The following is a 17373-nucleotide window of genomic DNA, read 5'->3' on the forward strand; positions in this document are numbered from 1 at the left end:
TCCCATAAAATTGAATCGGTTCACCCCTCCCGGGTGGACCACGTCGGTATAAGAGGTGATTTTTCGCCCACACCAAACCAAGTTTCCCAAAATTCATGAAAGCTATTGGTTTATAACACAAAAATTAGAAACCCAGCCTTACCCCACCCCCGCGAGGGCGACATGTCACATGTATGTTACCGCCAACTGTGCGGATTTCCACACATGTTAGTTGCGATAGGACTCGGGCTTGATGCCGTGACGTGCCAGTTTGTCGTAGAATGTCTTGCGCGGCAGTTTAAGCGCGCCAGCCGCTTCGCCAGATCGCCCTCCAGCCCGCTGCAACGCCTCAATCAAAAGAGACCGTTCAACCTGTGCCAATTGTTCTGCCAGCCCTATCTGTTGATCCCCGCCGGTTGAAACTGCATCTTCTCCCATCCCCATAGAGAACCGCATCGCAGCGTTCATCAAACCACGCGCGTTGCCCGGCCAATCTTGCGCCATCAAACCCGCGATGACCCCTTGATTGATCTCGGGCACTGGTAGGTTTGCCTGTTCACAGGCAAGCCCAACGTAATGACGGAACAGGACAGGAATATCTTCTGGCCGATCGCGCAATGCCGGAATGTGGACCCGCATCAGGTCGAGGCGGTAAAACAGATCCGTGCTAAACCGTCCCTGCCCGACTTCATCTTGGATGTCTCGTGTTGTGCCAGCAAGAACGCGCACCGTGCTTCCGGATTCAAGCATTTCCAGCAATGCAAACTGCACGGCGGGCGCAAGTGCGGTGACCTCATCCAGATAAAGCGTCCCCGATTCCGCCTCTTCGATAGCTGCCAAGAGCGCGTCCGCCGACAGTTGCGCCGCTGGTCGTTTCACAAATGGTCGGTTAGATGCGCCAGACAACAGGTGAATAACCTCGGCAATCTTGGGTGTGCCTGTCCCCGGTTCACCCGTAATCAACACTTCTGCACTGGCGCGCGCGACCGTGCGTGCACTATTTCGCAAATCGGATGCCGCCTGAGACACCCCGACCAACATACGCGCCGCCGCATCCCCTTGGTTCAGCTCCACCTTAAGACGGCGGTTTTCGATCACCAGTGACCGCGCGTGGATCGCCTTTTGCACCACCGCCAGCAGCTCCTTGGCCCCGCAGGGTTTCTCAAGAAAGCCATAAGCCCCGTCCGACATGGCTTTGACGGCCATGGGTATATCGCCTTCGCCTGTCAGCAGGATCACTGGCAGGTCTGGATCGATCTGGCGCACGTAATCCAGCAAATGAAACCCGTCACGCCCCGGCATCCGAATATCAGTGATGATGACCCCGTCAAAACTCGGGGTGATATGGTCCTTCGCCTCAACAAACGAGCCAGCCCGCACGGGAACAAGATCAGCCAGCTCAATGGTCTGCCCCAGCGCTTCGCGGACATCACGTTCATCATCCACGATCAAAACATGTTGGTTCATGCGGCCCTCTCGGCGTTCTTGCTTGGATCAAGCGTAACCGTAAACACAGCCCCGCCACGCGGATGGTTTCGCCCGCGGATCATACCGCCAAAACTTTGCACCAGCCCGTAGGAAATGGACAGCCCTAGACCCATGCCATCCTGACTAACTTGTTTGGTTGAATAGAACGGGTCAAAAATTCGGTCCGGCTCATCCAACCCAGGGCCGGAATCGCGGACGTATAGTTCAACCCGTCCGTCTACCGTGTCGATGTCGATCTCAATGCGCTGGGGCTGTGATTGCCCTTCCATGGCATCCATGGCGTTGCTGACCAAGTTGAGAACAACTTGCTGCAAACGCACTTCGCCGCCGCGCACGATGATGGGCCTCGCGGGCGGAACCCATTCAACCGTGACATTGCTGGCCTTGGTGCGCGCTTCGGTAATTTCCAACACTGCGGAAATAACGCCTCCAAGGTCAACGTCTGTCAGCCCTTCGCTTTCTTGTTTCGCAAAGGCCCGCAGGTTGCGGATAATGCGCCCCATACGGCGCGACAGTTCCGCGATGCGGCCCAGATTTTGCCCAGCGACGTCGGTTTTTCCGCGTTCCAAAAACGCCTCGGCGTTCTCTGCATAGCTACGAATAGCCATCAATGGCTGGTTCAGCTCATGGCTAATCCCCGCTGACATTTCGCCCAACGCGCTGAGTTTTCCCGCCTGCACAAGGTCGCTTTGCGCTTTGGTCAGCTGCGCCTCTGTGGCGATGCGTTCGCTCACTTCTTGTCGCAACTGCGCGTTAATGTCGGACAGCTCAACGGTTCGCTCGGCCACGGCCCCTTCAAGCTGGGCGTTGGCCTCAGCCAAAGTGCGGCGGCGTTCGGTTGCAAGAAACAGCATTGCTCCGAACGCAAGGCAAATCGCAGCCGCAACCCCCGCCTGAAGTGACGCAAGCGTGCGGGCTGGCGCAACGTTCAACAACGCCTCACCGGTCATCTGGATCACCGGCAAAGGGAGTGAAAGATGGAGCGCAGTTTCAGGAACATAGGGCTGATCCTGCACGGACCACAAAGGTAGACCCGTCCATTCGCTCACGCTGTGGGTCATGAACGGCTTCAAAATATCTGAAGAATACTCGGCGGACGTTGTCTGCGGAACGACGTCTACATCACGCGCTGAGAAAACAAGTTCAGAGCGGTTGGAAATAAACGTCACCCCAAGATCGTCTGTAAAGAACACCGTTGGGTTGGCGCCCCGCCAGACAGCTTCAACCGCGTCCACATTCACGACAACCACGACCGCCCCTAAAACAGGACCCGCGTCTGAGAAGACAGGCGCCGCAAATAAGAATGTCCGTTGATCGTAGCGATCATGCACTAGATGATAGACGCCCATCGCCCCGTCTTTAGCCCGTTCAAAATAGGGCAAATAGGCGTGGTTTGTAGGGTCCCCGTCTGTGGCGGATGACAACTCGCGCCCGTCCCCCGACACGACCAGAATATCCAAGCTCCCTGTTTTGTCAGCGGTGCGGCGCAACAGATCAGCCGCACCATCCGCATTGCCCATGACGGTCGCAGCAACCACTGGATGATCCGCCATCAAAACCGCGAGCTCACGGTAGCGTTGCAGCTCCCCCGTTAGGCGGTCAGACGCCAAAGCCAGATCGGACTGGCCCCGCTGTTCCAGCTGGTCAAGTGCGGACATATAGCCAAGCACACCCACAACGGCTGAAAATCCGGCAACCGCCGTCAAAAAGATCGCGATCGCGACGATGCGTGTTTGCAATGCGTTCAACATAGCGGTCAATTTACGAAGCTGCGCTTGCATTGACCAGTGGCCATCGCCATCAACGCCATATGCAACGTTTATCCCAATCCCCGACGGACCCGTCTTTTGTTCAGACCCCCTATGCGTTCTATGATCGCGCGCGCAGCTTTGGCGATTTGTTCTATTGGGACGACTATGGCGCGGTCTGTGCCGTGTCTCACGCCGCTGTTGCAGCCTGCCTGAAGGACAAGCGCCTTGGCCGCGAAATCCCGGCCGAATTCGCGCCTGACATTCCAGAACACCTCGCGCCGTTTTATGCGGTCGAAGCGCACTCCATGCTGGAACTGAACCCGCCCCGTCACACAAGGTTGCGTGGGTTGGTCCTGCGGGCGTTTACATCGCGCCGCATCGCCGAACTGGAACCAGAGATTGAAACGCTGTGCCATCAATTGATCGACGCCTTTCCAAGCGACGAATTTGAACTGCTCGACGCTTATGCCCGCACTGTGCCCGTCATCATCATTGCCCGCCTGCTGGGGGTTCCTGAGACGCGGGCCGATGATCTTTTGGCGTGGTCCAATGCAATGGTGGCCATGTATGTCTCTGGGCGCACCCGCGCCGTTGAAGATCGTGCCATTGCCGCAACCGAAAGCTTTGTGGCGTTCATGCGATCTTATGTGGATGAGAAACGCAAAGCCCCAGCAGATGATTTGATGTCCCATCTGATTGCCGCAGAAGAAGGCGGTGAAAAGCTCAGCACAGATGAACTTATCACCACCTGTATTCTTTTGCTCAATGCGGGCCATGAAGCCACGGTGCATACGATGGGCAACGCGGTGAAAACTCTGCTGGAACGTGACATCAAGACGATAGATGACGCCGTGGTAGAAGAAGCGCTGCGGTTTGATCCGCCCTTGCATATGTTTGATCGTTACGTGATCGAGGATTGTGAGCTGTTCGGTCATACCTTTAAACGAGGCGACACTGTAAAATGTCTTCTAGGGGCGGCCAATCGTGATCCAGCACCCTACCCTAACCCAGATACCTTTGATCCAACCCGCAAAGGTCCGGTCAATGTTGCCTTTGGCGGCGGCATTCATTTCTGTGTCGGCGCCCCATTGGCACGACTGGAACTGCGCGTTGCACTAAAGGTGTTGTTTGATCGTTGTCCCGATTTGGTCCTCTCAGCTGCGCCACTTTATGGCGACACCTATCATTTCCACGGATTAGAGGCATTGCGCGTCACGACTTGACCCTCGCCCTAGACCACGGCACAAACGGGGTATGGGGCGCACCGCGAACACCCCCGTAAGGCTTAGGCCGAAGGTTCGCATGTTCACCGAAAGGAAGCATGCGCTATGGCTGCCCCAAACGAAATCACCTGCAAACAACTGCTTCGCCTGATCGGCACGCCCGATTGCCCCGTGATCGTCGATATTTCAATTGATCCTGACTTTGCCGAAGACCCGTTTCTGATCCCCGGATCATTTCGCCACCCGCACACTGATCTTGAAGGGCTGATCATTCGCCTTGATAGGCGAGCTTGCATCATTACCTGCCAACGCGGGATCAAGCTGAGCCAAGGCCTCACATCGCGCCTGCGAGGCCTCGGCATTGATGCGCAATATTTACAAGGCGGCATGTATGGTTGGCGTGATGAACCGGGCGCACCGCGCATTCCTTTTGCCGCCCTGCCCGAAACCAACCTATTCGTCACACGTCACCGTCCGAAGATTGACCGCATCGCTTGCCCGTGGCTGATCCGCCGTTTTGTGGATGCTGACGCCGAATTCATGTTCGTCAGCCCCGAATGGGTGACCGGAGTCGCAGACCGCTACACGGCCACGCCCTTTGATATTCCAGACGTCCCCCTGACCCACAAAGGCGATCACTGCACATTTGATGCGATGCTTGATCTGTTTGGTTTACGGACCGAAGCCTTGAACCGCCTATCAGAAGTCATCCGCGCCGCAGACACGGGCAGCGACGACACCCCGCAAGCGGCGGGGCTTTTGGCAATGTCCGTGGGTCTGTCGCGCATGCAACGCGACGATCACGCACAGCTGGATGCCGCCATGCCGCTTTACGATGCCCTCTATCGTTGGGCCCGTGACGGAGTGGCGGAAACCCACGCCAGCCTGCAGGACGCCCCATGAACACCGCAGAGATGTTGCGCGTTTTTGGGCGCATCGGCTGTTTGTCCTTTGGGGGACCAGCGGCCCAAATCGCCCTCATGCAAAAAGAACTGGTCGATGATCGCCCGCTTCTGTCGCAAGACGACTTCCTGAAGGCACTATCATTTTGCATGATGCTGCCCGGCCCAGAGGCCATGCAACTGGCAACCTACGCGGGCTGGAAGCTAAACGGCATGCGTGGGGGCCTCATCGCCGGAGGGCTCTTCATCCTGCCCGGGGCTTTGTTGATCGCTGTGCTGGCCTTCGCCTACGCCTCTTTCGGGGCCTTGCCGCTTATTCAGGCGGCATTCCTCGGTATCAAAGCGGCGGTCATCATCATCGTTGTGCAGGCCATCCTGAAACTACTCGGCCGTGCGTTGGAACGGCGCGACCATCGTATTATCGCAGTTCTCGCGTTCCTTGCGCTGTTCTTGTTTAACCTGCCGTTTCCTTTGGTGATCGTACTGGCTGCGGGGTATGGCGCGCTGACCTGTTCGGATCACAGCACAATCAAGACAGCACTGCCATGGCGCCGCTCCATCACCCCTATCGCTATTGGCGGGGTTCTATGGGGGTTACCTTTGCTGGCGGCATGGGCAGCGGGTGCAACGTTCCTGCTGGCGCTCGGGCTGTTCTTCTCAAAACTCGCGCTGGTGACATTTGGCGGCGCTTACGCCGTCCTTGCCTATATGACCCAAGCGGTGGTGACCGATCACGGCTGGCTTAGCACGGCACAAATGATAGACGCCTTGGGTCTTGCAGAAACCACCCCTGGTCCGCTGATTTTGGTCACTGAGTTCGTTGGGATAACGGCAGGGATTGCACAGTCAGGTTGGCCACTGGGTCTGTTGGCGGGTGTGATGACACTCTGGGTCACCTTCGTCCCCTGCTTTATCTGGATCTTTGCGGGCGCTCCGCTCATCGACTGGCTGGACGGATACCCCCGTATTCGTGCGGGACTGGCGGCGATTACGGCAGCGGTCGTAGGCGTAATCGCCAACCTGTCTGTTTGGTTTGCTGCCCATGTGATGTTTGACCAAGTCGACACCTCTACAGGGCTTTTAAGAACCCTGTCCCCTGACTGGTCATCCTTCAACGTGGCAGCTTTCGCCCTCACCGCCCTCGCCGCCTTGTTGCTCTTAAAACGCAAGCTCCCCATGATCCCGACGCTTGCAGTCATGGCCGCTGCAGGCATCGCATTTTCGGCAGCAATTTGACCACATCTCATAAAGGGGCGGCCTAACTTACCGAAAGGTCAATCCGCCCCTTTAATCCTCTCCCGAATCTCGTATGCTAAAGGCGGATTTACTTCGGAGAACGCTGCCCGTGTCTGACCCAAACCAAACCATCGATTACGGCAACCTGATGCACAAAGCGATGCGCGGGCTGATCCTTGAGGTTTTGACCGATGTTGCAGACAAGGGATTGCCGGGCAATCACCATTTCTTCATCACCTTTGACACCATGCACCCCGACGTCGAGATCGCCGATTGGCTGTCTGACCGCTACCCGGGTGAGATGACAATCGTGATCCAGCACCAATACGACAGCCTTGAGGTGACGGACCAAGGGTTCTCGATCACACTGTCCTTTGGTGACGCGCCTGAACCTCTTTATGTGCCTTATGACGCCATCAAAACCTTCGTTGATCCTTCTGTTGAATTCGGCCTTCGGTTTGAGTCGCAAGAAGAAGACGACGATGACGGCGATCAAGACGACGCCCCGGAAGCCCCGATGGAAGTCATGGCCGAACCAGAAGACAAACCCCATCAGGACGCCGAAGTCGTCAGCTTGGATAAATTCCGGAAATAACCTGCGGCGATTGCGCAGTTGCTCCGCGCCGCGCGTGGCGATAAACGGCATACAACCGTATACTGACAATTCTGCAAGGACGCACCATGACCGATACACGCACAGAAACCGACAGCTTTGGCCCACTTGAAGTTCAGTCCGACCGTTACTGGGGTGCGCAAACGCAGCGTTCCTTGATGAACTTTCCGATCGGTTGGGAAAAACAGCCAGTTGCGATCGTGCGCGCCCTTGGTGTGATCAAGCAAGCCTGTGCAATGGCCAACAAGGCATCTGGCAAACTGGACGCGAAACTAGCGGATGCCATGATCGAGGCCGCAGGCGAAGTGATTGACGGCAAGCTTGACGACCACTTCCCGCTGGTTGTTTGGCAGACGGGGTCTGGCACTCAGTCCAACATGAACTCCAACGAAGTGATATCAAACCGTGCGATTGAAATCCTCGGCGGCGTGATCGGCTCTAAAGAACCAGTTCACCCGAACGATCACTGCAACATGGGCCAGTCGTCCAACGACACCTTCCCCACCGCCATGCACATCGCCGCCGCAATGACAGCGCGTGACGTGATGCTTCCGGGTTTGGAAAAGTTCGCAGCCGAGCTGGAAAGCAAAGCCGAGCAGTTCAAAGACATCATCAAAATTGGTCGCACCCACACCCAAGACGCCACACCGCTGACATTGGGTCAGGAATTCTCGGGCTACGCCAAACAGATCCGCAACGGGATCGAACGCATTAAGATGGCCCTGCCCGGCATCTATGAACTGGCACAAGGCGGCACAGCCGTTGGCACAGGTCTGAACACCGACAAAGGTTGGGACACAACTGTTGCGGGCCACATGGCTGACATTACGGGCCTGCCCTTCGTGACTGCGCCGAACAAATTCGAAGCACTTGCAGCGCACGATGCGATGGTCTTCATGTCCGGCGCGATCAAAACGACCGCAATGGCCTGCTATAAAATCGCCAACGACATGCGCTTCTTGGGCTCTGGCCCGCGCTCTGGTCTGGGTGAATTGATCCTGCCAGAAAACGAGCCTGGTTCCTCCATCATGCCGGGCAAAGTGAACCCGACACAGGCCGAAGCCATGACGCAGGTATGCGCGCACATCATGGGCAACGACGCGGCGATCGGCTTTGCTGGCTCACAGGGTCATTTTGAGCTGAACGTTTATAACCCGATGATGTCCTACAACCTTCTGCAATCTATGCAGTTGCTTGGCGACGTCACCGACAGCTTTACGGATCGTATGCTGGCAGGCACACAGGCCAACGAGGCCCGCATTGACAAGCTGATGAAAGAATCCCTGATGCTGGTCACAGCATTGGCCCCCGAAATCGGTTACGACAACGCAACCAAGGTCGCGAAAACGGCCCACAAAAACGGCACGACACTGCGTGAAGAAGCCGTTGCATTGGGTTTCGTTGACGAAGAAACATTCGACCGCGTTGTGCGCCCAGAAGACATGATCGGCCCGAAATGATCGCACCAAAGGAGCGTGGCAGTGACTGAAATCGTCAACCTCAACAAATTCCGCAAAGATCGCAATCTGACAGCGAAAAAGCTTGAGGCTGACCAAAACGCACGCAAATTCGGGCGGACTAAGGCCGAAAGATTGGCCGAAGCCGCCCGAGAGACAGCGCTTCAGCGGCACCTAGATCAGCAAAAATTCGAAGACGAATGAGCACCCGCCCCGTCAAACACAGCCTCACCCTACGCGGACACCGCACGAGTGTTTCTTTGGAACCGGAGTTTTGGGAAGAGTTTCGCCGCATTGCCAGTGCCCGCGATCAAACGCTCAACGGGTTGGCAATTGAGATAGACGAGGCCCGCGGCGATGTGGGCCTTGCCTCAGCAATCAGGGTGTTCGTGTTGAACACCCTAAAGGATCACTCCTCATAGAGAGCAGCGCGCACGCGGCTCAGCATCTCGGTATCTTCGCGCTCAACCGCGGTCAAATGCTGCTGATCGAGCTCTTTTTCAAGCAAACGTTCATAGCGCGCTCTGTCGCCAGATCTTTCCCGATCAGGTGTCGAAACTGTGGATGCGGTCCGCACCACAAGCTCCGACGCAGAATAATCGACGGCATCAGACTGCGTAAAATACGAACGCATCGCGTTCACGACACCCAAAGGCATGAACGAAGATATATTTTTTGGCTTCGCAATCATCATCGAAATGATCCTTTTGAAGCCCCCACAACACATTATTAACTAAATTGGGGCCCGCCTGAAATAGGGCAAATTGGACACATTCTGCCCTACTCGAGGAAACAAAGAACGTAAGTCGCTGAAATAAAACAATTAGTTTAAAACCAAATGTGTCAAACTTTTGCCCCAGTCAAAGTTTCCACCATCACACGCGTTCTTAAAAGCAGAACAATCTTGAACCTGCGCGAGGATTACGATCGAAACGTTCAACGATAAAGCGATTCTCGTTAACGAGAGTCAGCCGCGTTCCGTGACCTTTAGCCAGATTCCATCCTTTGATCGAACCGTCAAATGTGCCACGGGAACCGGCGTGCGATCCGTAAGCTCAAACTTGAACCGTCGCACAAGCATTGAAAGCAACAAGGCTCCTTCGATCATGGCAAACCCAGCCCCCGTACAAACCCGTGGTCCGGCGGAAAACGGGATATAGGCGTCCCGCTGGCATGTTTTGCCATTCTCTGTGCCCCATCGTGTTGGGTCGAAGTCGTCAGGCTTATCCCACAGCCGTTCGTGGCGGTGCAGATGCCACGGGCTAAGAACGATTTGGCTACCTTTGGGCGCATCGCGTCCACGCATGGTCTCGGGACAGGTCGTTTCACGCACCATCATCGGAACGGGGGGATAAAGCCGCAGGGCCTCTCGGAACACATCACGGGACGTGCGCAGCTTTGACACGCTTGCGAAATCCGCTGACACGTCCTGTGCTTCTGCCGCAACCTTGTCCTGCCACTCAGGGAACATCGCCATCAAATAAAACGTCCACGCCAGCGCAGAGGCCGAGGTCTCGTGCCCTGCCAGAAAAAAGATCGCGACCTGATCGACCATTTCGTCAGTGCTAAAGGTCTCGCCTGTTTCGGGATCGGCGGTCGTCATGATCTTGGTCGCCAGATCATCGGGCGCTGTGCCTGCGTCGATCTCGACCATGCGGCGCTCAGTCAGTCCGGTGATAAGGCCACGGATATCGGCAGCGGTATCCTTAGTAGCCCGCTTAAAGAAATGCGGCATCCAGCGCGGCCCGGGAATGAACGCCGCGAGGTTCAGGATCGGCTGCGTGCGCTGGTGGTCACGGAATTTCTCGAACACGGCCGTTGCGGTTTCGTCTTCAATCGGGATCGAAAACAAAGTGCGAAAAATAACGTCTGCGGCAGCGTGGCTGGTTTCGGGTTCAATGTCCTGAACGCCTGTGTTGGCTGCCATTCGGGTCACGGCGGCTTCTCCTGCGGCGTACATTGCTGGATAGATCTCGCGCAGGCGACCGCCCTCAAACGCAGGATCAATGATGCGGCGTTGGCGTTTCCAAGCCTCTCCATTGGTCAGGAACACCGAATTGCCAAGCAAGGGTCGCAACCCTGCGCCAATGCGATCAGACTTTGGGAAATCGTCGGGGCGATCCTTTAGGACGCGTTTCACCAGTTCGGGATCGTTGGCCAAATAACTACGAAAGAACGGCGTCTTAAACTCCGCCATCCACGCACGATAAAGCTTTGCAGGTTGCGCCGACAGGATGTCCTGCCGGAACAGTTTCAAATACCGCCAAAGCGATACTTTCTCAGGACGCGACGGGGGCTTCGGCGGGATCATGAGACATACTCGTAAACTTGGAGGCCGCAACGTCAATGCGCGATTTGGACGGCGCGCGGTCGCGGAACCGATCACCGAGTGTTATCGGCCCAGCCGTGATGCGGAAATAGTCGTAGTCCCCCACCTGATCAAAGGCACACAGATACTGGAAATGCAGGCGAAAGAACTTCCACCGCAGCTCTTTCCAACGTTCAGGGCTGAGAGTTTGAGTAAAGGCGGCAGATATCACCAACGGCCATTTATGCCCTTCAGGTGCCACGCCAGACACCGCAACAGGATCGCACAGCGCAAATGCACAGCCGTCACCGGGGGCTGTAACATCGATCCAAGCCAATTCATTGCGCGTGGAGAGAAAGTGCAGGTCAGCCCTCAGACGGTCGGCCTTGGGTAGGAAGCTCATCATCGGCACCACCTGTCCGAGGCTCAAGAACCCTAGCGCAGGGCCCGTCTTGGGCACGCCGCCTTCGCGGATCAGATCCGCAAGGATCGACACCGCCAGATGTGCCCCCGACGAATGGCCGACAACAAGAACCTCATCAATGTCACTTTTCAAGGCGTCACCAATCACAGCGCGAAAAACAGCCATCCGGTCTTCTAATTCAGGTGGGTTGGCGCCTTTCCATTGTGCGGAATAAGCGTAATCATGCATCAGGTAATAGGCGAAAAACTTGCCGTCTTTCGCTTTGAACGCTCGTAAGACGTAGCCGATCACCCAAGCTGCAAGAATGAACATCACCACCTTTTTGCCCGAGGCGAATATCGTAAAATCCAGATCGTCAGCCTCTCCGAGCAAAAACATCATCGCTCCGCCTATCAAATCCAACGCCCATCCCAACACGCGGGCGGCAACGTATCCCGCAAGAAGCGCCAACAAGAACTGTAAGATCAGCATGCCAACCGGATAGAGCGCCGCAATCACCGGCCCCTTGCGCAGCCACATCAACCGGCGCAAAGCGCCTGTAGTGATGTAGGTCCACGCTGTGCGCACGAGTTGCAGATAGGTTGCAGGGATTGAAGACGCCATGGAATCGCGCACGATGTCAGACCAGACCAATACCTCAACTTCGGCATCAACGGACTGGCCATCCATACGGGATTCAACACGCCAACCGTAGTTTTCGCCTTGTTTGGGGGCAATGCCGATATCATAGCCTGAAATTTCGGCCTGAGCGGTCGATTCAGTGCGATACAACTCGCGGTAGCGGCGCGGGTGGATCGGATCATAGCCTGGAATGTAAAACACACGCCGACGCTTAACCTGACGGTTTTCGACTGATTGCTCTGACTGTTCCATTGCTCTTCTGCCTCTGGTTTGCGGCTACTATACCGAAAATTCGGGCAGAAATAAGAAAACCTTAACGGCCGTCCAGCGTTTCAAGCTCACGAACGTAAGCTCGCCCCTGCCTATTGGTGCAGGTCTCGGCCGCCTCAACGAACATCCGCTCGATCTGGTCTTGCGGCATGACGTCAATGCGAGCGCCATTCTGGATCAACATTCGGCCAACATCGGGCGAACAGCGCCCGAACACCGTCTCAAACAATGGCGAGCGGTTATAGGTGTTGAGCCCATTCGGGTCAGCGCGCCACCGAAGCAAAACACGCACGGTATCCAACTCTCCACCGCCTGCGGCCTTGGACAAGGCCAAATCGCCATTGTTATCAGGTGTAGAAAAATTTGCGCCAGCTGCCCCCAACACCTCAAGAATTTCCACCACGACAGGCTCGCTGTCTTGATCTGCGAAATTCACCAGATCGACAAAGGCAGGCGAACCGTGGCGACTTTGGATGTTCGGATTTCCACCGGCCTCTAGCCCGAGCTGGACAGCTTCGGCGGACCACCCTGACACAATGACACGTCGAAAAATCGCGTCTCCACCTGAAGGGCCTGCGTTAAAATCAACGCCTTCGTCGCTGCATATCTTAACCGAGTTAACCATCACCGACGGCGACACGTACCCAGTATGCGTCATCAGCGGACACGCCGTTGCGACGCTCGCCATAAAGCTGAAACCTAAACCTAAAAGAAATCGCATCGCCATACCCCTACTATTTGGGCTGAACTTAGGGGGTAAAGGCAGCGACGTCAGCCGAAAATTTGCAGCACAGGAAATGCTTCGAGCAACCAGAATGCAAAGACCGAAAGGAACCCTGTCGCCATCGCCAAACCGACCGCGATCAACAAAACCCCTGACGTCTTTTCAATCATACCCATGTTGCGTTTCATCCATGCCATTGGACGTTTCATCTGCGGGAAGAAGGCAGCAACCAAAAGAAACGGCACGCCAAGGCCCATGGCATAAACGCCAAGCAAAACAACGCCTTTGCCAACGTCAGCTTGGCTCCCGGCAAGGCTGAGGATCGCGCTGAGGATCGGGCCAAGGCACGGCGTCCAGCCAAAAGCAAACGCGAGGCCAAGGAAGTAAGCCCCAAAGGCAGACCCGCCTTGGTCCCCTGCTTCTACCCGCATTTCACGATCAAGGAATTTCAACCGAAATAGCCCGATGAAGTGCAAACCAAAGATAATCACAACGATCCCTGCCGCGATCTCCATGTAGGGGCGATAAGACGCCAACATGCGACCAAGGGCAGATGCCCCCGCCCCCAGGATCAAAAACACCGTCGACAGGCCCAACACAAAGAACAGCGCCGCCACAACGGCGCGTCTGCGGGCTGCCTTATCGCCTTCCATGTCGGTGACGCTGACACCGCCCATATAGGCAAGGTACGGCGGCACGATCGGCAAGACGCATGGACTGAGGAACGACAAGATGCCCGCCGAAAAGGCGATCATCAGGGCTGGCAAGAGCGATGCGGCGAGGAAGGTTTCTGTCTCAAACATGCCTCCTCTTAGCGCGACCAGTGAACCGCGTCACGACACCAAATGTCACATCCACGTTTGAATGTATTTCAAAGCCGTCATCGATGTTTCAGCGAGATGGACATTCGTGCTTCTCCACGGCACATCTTGAGTATGGAAGTATTGGACGCCAGAGGATTGATGTGCCCGCTGCCCGTATTGCGGCTGGCTAAGGTGTTGCGAGGACTGAACGTAGGAACGCAACTGACCATCTGGGCCGACGACCCAATCGCGGTCATCGACATCCCGCATTTCTGCGCTGAATCCGGCCATGAACTGCTGTCTCAGAGTGATGAGGACGACTTTCAAATCTACATCATTGAGCGCAAATAAAAACGCCACCCCAATCTGGGGCGGCGTTTTATTTCAATGCCTTAAGGCACCATACTCACCTGACAGATTAACGTCCGCCCAGTGACCACCAGCCACGTTTCTTAGGCTTATCGCCCTCTGCTGCGGCCTCTTCGGGTGCAGGCACAGGATCAGGTGTAACCTTTGACGTCGTCTTGCGGCGGCGCTTTGGCTTTTCGGTCGCGACGGGCTCGGGCTTTTCCGCAGGTGCTTCGCTGACTTCTTTAGGGGCTTCCGCCTCTTTAGGGGCTTCCACCTCTTTTACAGCTTCGCTGACCTCTGGCTTTTCGGCCACAACGTCACCCTCCACAGCCGCTGCAGCAGCAGGCTTTTTACGGGCCCGTGTGCGCTTTGGCTTTTCAGCAGGTGCCTTTTCTTCGGCCGGAGCGTCCGCTTTCGCTTCTGCCTCAGCTGTTGTGGCATCTTCGGCTGGTGTGTCGGCGACCGTTTTACGGCGCGTACGAGTGCGCTTTGGCTTTTCAACTGGTGCATCCGCGGGCACCTCTGCCTCTGGCGCAGTTTCAGCAGGTGCCTCAGCGCCCTCTTCCGCCGTTGCTGCTTCTTTCGGGGCATCGTCATCCGTCTTCTTGCGGCGTGTGCGCTTACGCTTAGGCTTTGGCGCGTCTTCCGCCACAGGGGCAGCTTCCATTACCTCACCCTCAGGTGCGGCTTCCGCAGCTACAGCATCCGCAGCTACAGCGTCTTCACCGTTTGCTGTGTTCTCCTCGCCATTGGCCTCGGCGTTTTCGGCGTTTCCTGCGCCACCACGACGGCGGCGACGACGACGACGGCGGCGTTTGGTCGGCTGCTCGCTATCCCCATCGAAGGTGCTTTCGGTTTCTTTAGTTTCCTGACCTTCGGCGTCCTCTTCTGCCTCATCGACATCAGCCAGAACCGCCATTTCAGATGAAATCACCGCAGGTGCTGTGACTTCAACGACCCGTGTCGCTGTCTTGAATTTCTCAAGCGCGAAGTCAGGCGAGACCAGATGCGGATCACATTCGATCCGAACCGACAGCCCATAACGGGCTTCGATCTGCGCGATATGTTCGCGTTTCTGGTTCATCAGGTAGTTGGCAATCGCGATAGGTGCTTTCACCAACACTTCTTTGGACCGACCGCGCACGCCCTCTTCTTCGAGCTGGCGCAGAATTCCCAAAGCGACGTTGTCATCAGAGCGCAAAAGCCCTGTGCCGTGGCAATGTGGGCATTCCTGTGTGGTGCTTTCCAACATGCCTGGACGCAGACGCTGACGCGACATTTCCATCAAACCAAAGCCGGAAATCCGACCGACCTGAATGCGGGCGCGATCCGTCTTGAGCTTGTCCTTCATCATTTTTTCGACGGCAGCGTTGTTCTTACGCTCGTCCATGTCGATGAAGTCGATCACGATCAGACCTGCCAAGTCACGCAGGCGAAGTTGGCGTGCAACTTCGGCGGCGGCTTCAAGGTTGGTCTTGGTCGCTGTCTGCTCGATGCTGCCTTCTTTGGTCGCACGGCCAGAGTTCACATCGATCGCAACAAGCGCTTCGGTGATGCCGATCACGATGTAACCACCTGAGGGCAGTTGCACAGTCGGGTTGAACATACCGCTGAGGTAGCTTTCGACCTGATGGCGCGCATAAAGCGGCATCTGTTCTTGGTAGTGTTTCACGTTCTTGGCGTGGGACGGCATGATCATTTTCATGAAGTCTTTGGCGGTGCGGTAGCCCGTTTCGCCCTCAACGATCACTTCGTCGATCTCTTTAGAATAAAGGTCGCGGATCGAACGTTTGATCAGGTTGCCTTCTTCGTAGATCTGCGCCGGAGCGGAGGATTTCAGCGTCAACTCGCGGATCTGTTCCCAAAGGCGCTGCAAGTATTCGTAGTCGCGCTTGATCTCGGTCTTGGTGCGCTGGCTGCCTGCGGTGCGGATGATCAGGCCTGCGCCTTCTGGCACCAGCATTTCATTGGCAATCGCTTTGAGTTTCTTGCGGTCAGCGGCATTGGTGATCTTGCGGGAGATGCCACCACCACGTGCGGTGTTTGGCATCAGAACGCAGTAACGCCCCGCCAAAGACAGGTATGTTGTTAAGGCCGCGCCCTTGTTGCCGCGTTCTTCTTTGACCACTTGGATCAACAGAATTTGGCGAACCTTGATAACTTCTTGGATCTTGTAGCGCTTAGGGCGTGGCTTGCGGACTGGGCGAACATCAGCACGTTCGTCTTCATCTGCAACGCTTTCGATGGAATCATCTTTGGCAGTCGCATCTGGGCCAGTGTCGTCATCATCATCGCTGTCATCATCGTCAGCGGGCTCTTCAACTGGCGTCTCAGCCACAGTTTCCATTGGCGACGATCCCTCTTCAGGATCAATGTCGATGGTTTCCATGCCTGCGATGTCACCAGACACGACGTCTTCTTCCGCCAAAGCTGGATCAGCGTCAGCCGGTTCTGCTGTTGCGACTGCATCTTGCGTTTCGGTTTCGACCTCGGCCGCTTTGGGCTTGCGACGACGGCGCGAACGCTTTGGCTTTTCCGCTTCGGCCTCAGCCTCTGCTTTCATGGCTTCGGCGTAGGCTTTTTCTTCAGCCATCAGGGCTTCGCGGTCAGCAACCGGAATCTGATAGTAATCAGGGTGGATTTCGTTGAACGCAAGGAAACCGTGGCGGTTGCCGCCATAGTCAACAAACGCTGCCTGAAGCGATGGTTCGACCCGTGTTACTTTTGCGAGATAGATGTTGCCGGCAAGCTGGCGGCGAGATTGGGTTTCAAAGTCGAATTCCTCGACCTTGTTTCCGTCAACCACCACAACGCGGGTTTCTTCCGCGTGGGTGGCGTCGATAAGCATTTTCTTAGCCATATATTCCTGTTCCACGCACGGCACGGTGGTGCCCCAGAGGTTAACTCGGGGGGCATCTGTGTCCCTGATACGTGATTATTAAAGGCGATATGCGCGACAGCGGATGGGCGAACCAAAGGGTTCGTCACTTTCTCGCTATTCAGTGTCGCGCGATCCATCGCGTTGGTCTCCGACCGCGTGAAAACACGGCCCGTTCAAGGCCCCGCGATATAGGATTTCCAACACCGACGAGGGCTGTTCAAGTGACCCCGAGGGGCCAAATTTCGGTCTGTCGCGGGGATGGAGGGATTTAACAAAATCGGACCACTGCAACCGCAGACAGAAAAACTCCCGGGATTTTGCGCATAGCGTCATGGCAACCGC

General features: G+C 56.1%; 16 protein-coding genes. 8 read left to right on the forward strand and 8 right to left on the reverse strand.

All coding sequences use genetic code 11. The features are described 5' to 3' along the window. Nucleotides 1-207: 207 nt before the first annotated feature. Nucleotides 208-1446 carry a sigma-54 dependent transcriptional regulator gene (locus tag KO486_RS09955; protein ID WP_216037076.1) on the reverse strand — a complete coding sequence of 413 codons (1239 nt, stop codon included), beginning with the start codon at nt 1444-1446 and terminating at the stop codon, nt 208-210. Continuing rightward, the gene (locus tag KO486_RS09960) at nt 1443-3218 is read right to left on the reverse strand and encodes an ATP-binding protein (protein WP_216037077.1); all 1776 of its coding nucleotides are present in this window, start codon (nt 3216-3218) and stop codon (nt 1443-1445) included. Before KO486_RS09960 ends, KO486_RS09955 begins: the two co-directional genes overlap by 4 nt. Before the next feature lie 59 nt (nt 3219-3277). On the opposite strand from KO486_RS09960, the gene KO486_RS09965 reads away from it, so the two are divergent. From KO486_RS09965 to KO486_RS09995, 7 genes are all read left to right on the forward strand, one after another. Further along, nucleotides 3278-4441, forward strand: a complete 1164-nt coding sequence (locus tag KO486_RS09965; protein ID WP_216037078.1) for a cytochrome P450 — start codon at nt 3278-3280, stop codon at nt 4439-4441. Nucleotides 4442-4546: 105 nt separating this feature from the next. Then, nucleotides 4547-5344 (forward strand): chromate resistance protein ChrB domain-containing protein, encoded by a 798-nt coding sequence (locus KO486_RS09970; protein ID WP_216037079.1) that lies wholly within the window; start codon nt 4547-4549, stop codon nt 5342-5344. Then, nucleotides 5341-6579, forward strand: coding sequence for a chromate efflux transporter (gene chrA, locus KO486_RS09975; protein WP_216037080.1), 1239 nt, complete (start codon nt 5341-5343; stop codon nt 6577-6579). Before KO486_RS09970 ends, chrA begins: the two co-directional genes overlap by 4 nt. 73 nt (nt 6580-6652) lie before the next feature. After that, nucleotides 6653-7174, forward strand: a complete 522-nt coding sequence (locus tag KO486_RS09980) for a ClpXP protease specificity-enhancing factor SspB (protein ID WP_216037081.1) — start codon at nt 6653-6655, stop codon at nt 7172-7174. An 86-nt stretch (nt 7175-7260) separates the two neighbouring features. Next, entirely contained in the window at nt 7261-8652 is a 1392-nt protein-coding gene (gene fumC, locus KO486_RS09985) for a class II fumarate hydratase (RefSeq protein WP_216037082.1), read from the forward strand. A 21-nt stretch (nt 8653-8673) separates the two neighbouring features. Next, on the forward strand, nt 8674-8853 hold the full coding sequence (locus KO486_RS09990) for a DUF4169 family protein (protein WP_216037083.1): 180 nt from the start codon (nt 8674-8676) through the stop codon (nt 8851-8853). After that, nucleotides 8850-9071, forward strand: coding sequence for a ribbon-helix-helix domain-containing protein (locus KO486_RS09995; protein WP_216037084.1), 222 nt, complete (start codon nt 8850-8852; stop codon nt 9069-9071). Before KO486_RS09990 ends, KO486_RS09995 begins: the two co-directional genes overlap by 4 nt. On the opposite strand, the gene KO486_RS10000 is transcribed toward KO486_RS09995, so the two are convergent. The 5 genes from KO486_RS10000 to KO486_RS10020 form a co-directional block, all read right to left on the reverse strand. Further along, a complete protein-coding gene (locus tag KO486_RS10000) occupies nt 9059-9307 on the reverse strand; it encodes a hypothetical protein (protein ID WP_216037085.1) in 249 nt (82 codons plus the stop codon). The genes KO486_RS09995 and KO486_RS10000 overlap by 13 nt on opposite strands. A gap of 309 nt (nt 9308-9616) precedes the next feature. Beyond that, the gene (locus tag KO486_RS10005; protein ID WP_216037086.1) at nt 9617-10960 is read right to left on the reverse strand and encodes a cytochrome P450; all 1344 of its coding nucleotides are present in this window, start codon (nt 10958-10960) and stop codon (nt 9617-9619) included. After that, nucleotides 10929-12254, reverse strand: coding sequence for a hypothetical protein (locus KO486_RS10010; RefSeq protein ID WP_216037087.1), 1326 nt, complete (start codon nt 12252-12254; stop codon nt 10929-10931). The genes KO486_RS10005 and KO486_RS10010 overlap by 32 nt, the downstream gene beginning before the upstream one ends. A gap of 61 nt (nt 12255-12315) precedes the next feature. Next, entirely contained in the window at nt 12316-12993 is a 678-nt protein-coding gene (locus tag KO486_RS10015) for a hypothetical protein (protein ID WP_216037088.1), read from the reverse strand. A 50-nt stretch (nt 12994-13043) separates the two neighbouring features. Then, complete coding sequence (locus KO486_RS10020; RefSeq protein WP_216037089.1) at nt 13044-13799, reverse strand: cytochrome c biogenesis protein CcdA; 756 nt, start codon at nt 13797-13799, stop codon at nt 13044-13046. Nucleotides 13800-13931: 132 nt separating this feature from the next. On the opposite strand from KO486_RS10020, the gene KO486_RS10025 reads away from it, so the two are divergent. Then, a complete protein-coding gene (locus tag KO486_RS10025) occupies nt 13932-14150 on the forward strand; it encodes a sulfurtransferase TusA family protein (RefSeq protein WP_216037090.1) in 219 nt (72 codons plus the stop codon). A 67-nt stretch (nt 14151-14217) separates the two neighbouring features. On the opposite strand, the gene KO486_RS10030 is transcribed toward KO486_RS10025, so the two are convergent. After that, nucleotides 14218-17010, reverse strand: a complete 2793-nt coding sequence (locus tag KO486_RS10030; protein ID WP_216037091.1) for an Rne/Rng family ribonuclease — start codon at nt 17008-17010, stop codon at nt 14218-14220. Between the last annotated feature and the right edge of the window lie 363 nt (nt 17011-17373).

The organism is Octadecabacter sp. B2R22 (assembly GCF_018861045.1).
Lineage (GTDB): Bacteria > Pseudomonadota > Alphaproteobacteria > Rhodobacterales > Rhodobacteraceae > Octadecabacter.

Coding starts and splice junctions, on each gene's coding strand:
- KO486_RS09955 (WP_216037076.1), bottom strand. CDS start 1,446: ATGAACCAACATGTTTTGATCGTGGATGATGAACGTGATGTCCGCGAA.
- KO486_RS09960 (WP_216037077.1), bottom strand. CDS start 3,218: ATGTTGAACGCATTGCAAACACGCATCGTCGCGATCGCGATCTTTTTG.
- KO486_RS09965 (WP_216037078.1), top strand. CDS start 3,278: ATGCAACGTTTATCCCAATCCCCGACGGACCCGTCTTTTGTTCAGACC.
- KO486_RS09970 (WP_216037079.1), top strand. CDS start 4,547: ATGGCTGCCCCAAACGAAATCACCTGCAAACAACTGCTTCGCCTGATC.
- chrA (WP_216037080.1), top strand. CDS start 5,341: ATGAACACCGCAGAGATGTTGCGCGTTTTTGGGCGCATCGGCTGTTTG.
- KO486_RS09980 (WP_216037081.1), top strand. CDS start 6,653: ATGCTAAAGGCGGATTTACTTCGGAGAACGCTGCCCGTGTCTGACCCA.
- fumC (WP_216037082.1), top strand. CDS start 7,261: ATGACCGATACACGCACAGAAACCGACAGCTTTGGCCCACTTGAAGTT.
- KO486_RS09995 (WP_216037084.1), top strand. CDS start 8,850: ATGAGCACCCGCCCCGTCAAACACAGCCTCACCCTACGCGGACACCGC.
- KO486_RS10000 (WP_216037085.1), bottom strand. CDS start 9,307: ATGCCTTTGGGTGTCGTGAACGCGATGCGTTCGTATTTTACGCAGTCT.
- KO486_RS10005 (WP_216037086.1), bottom strand. CDS start 10,960: ATGATCCCGCCGAAGCCCCCGTCGCGTCCTGAGAAAGTATCGCTTTGG.
- KO486_RS10010 (WP_216037087.1), bottom strand. CDS start 12,254: ATGGAACAGTCAGAGCAATCAGTCGAAAACCGTCAGGTTAAGCGTCGG.
- KO486_RS10015 (WP_216037088.1), bottom strand. CDS start 12,993: ATGCGATTTCTTTTAGGTTTAGGTTTCAGCTTTATGGCGAGCGTCGCA.
- KO486_RS10020 (WP_216037089.1), bottom strand. CDS start 13,799: ATGTTTGAGACAGAAACCTTCCTCGCCGCATCGCTCTTGCCAGCCCTG.
- KO486_RS10025 (WP_216037090.1), top strand. CDS start 13,932: ATGGAAGTATTGGACGCCAGAGGATTGATGTGCCCGCTGCCCGTATTG.
- KO486_RS10030 (WP_216037091.1), bottom strand. CDS start 17,010: ATGGCTAAGAAAATGCTTATCGACGCCACCCACGCGGAAGAAACCCGC.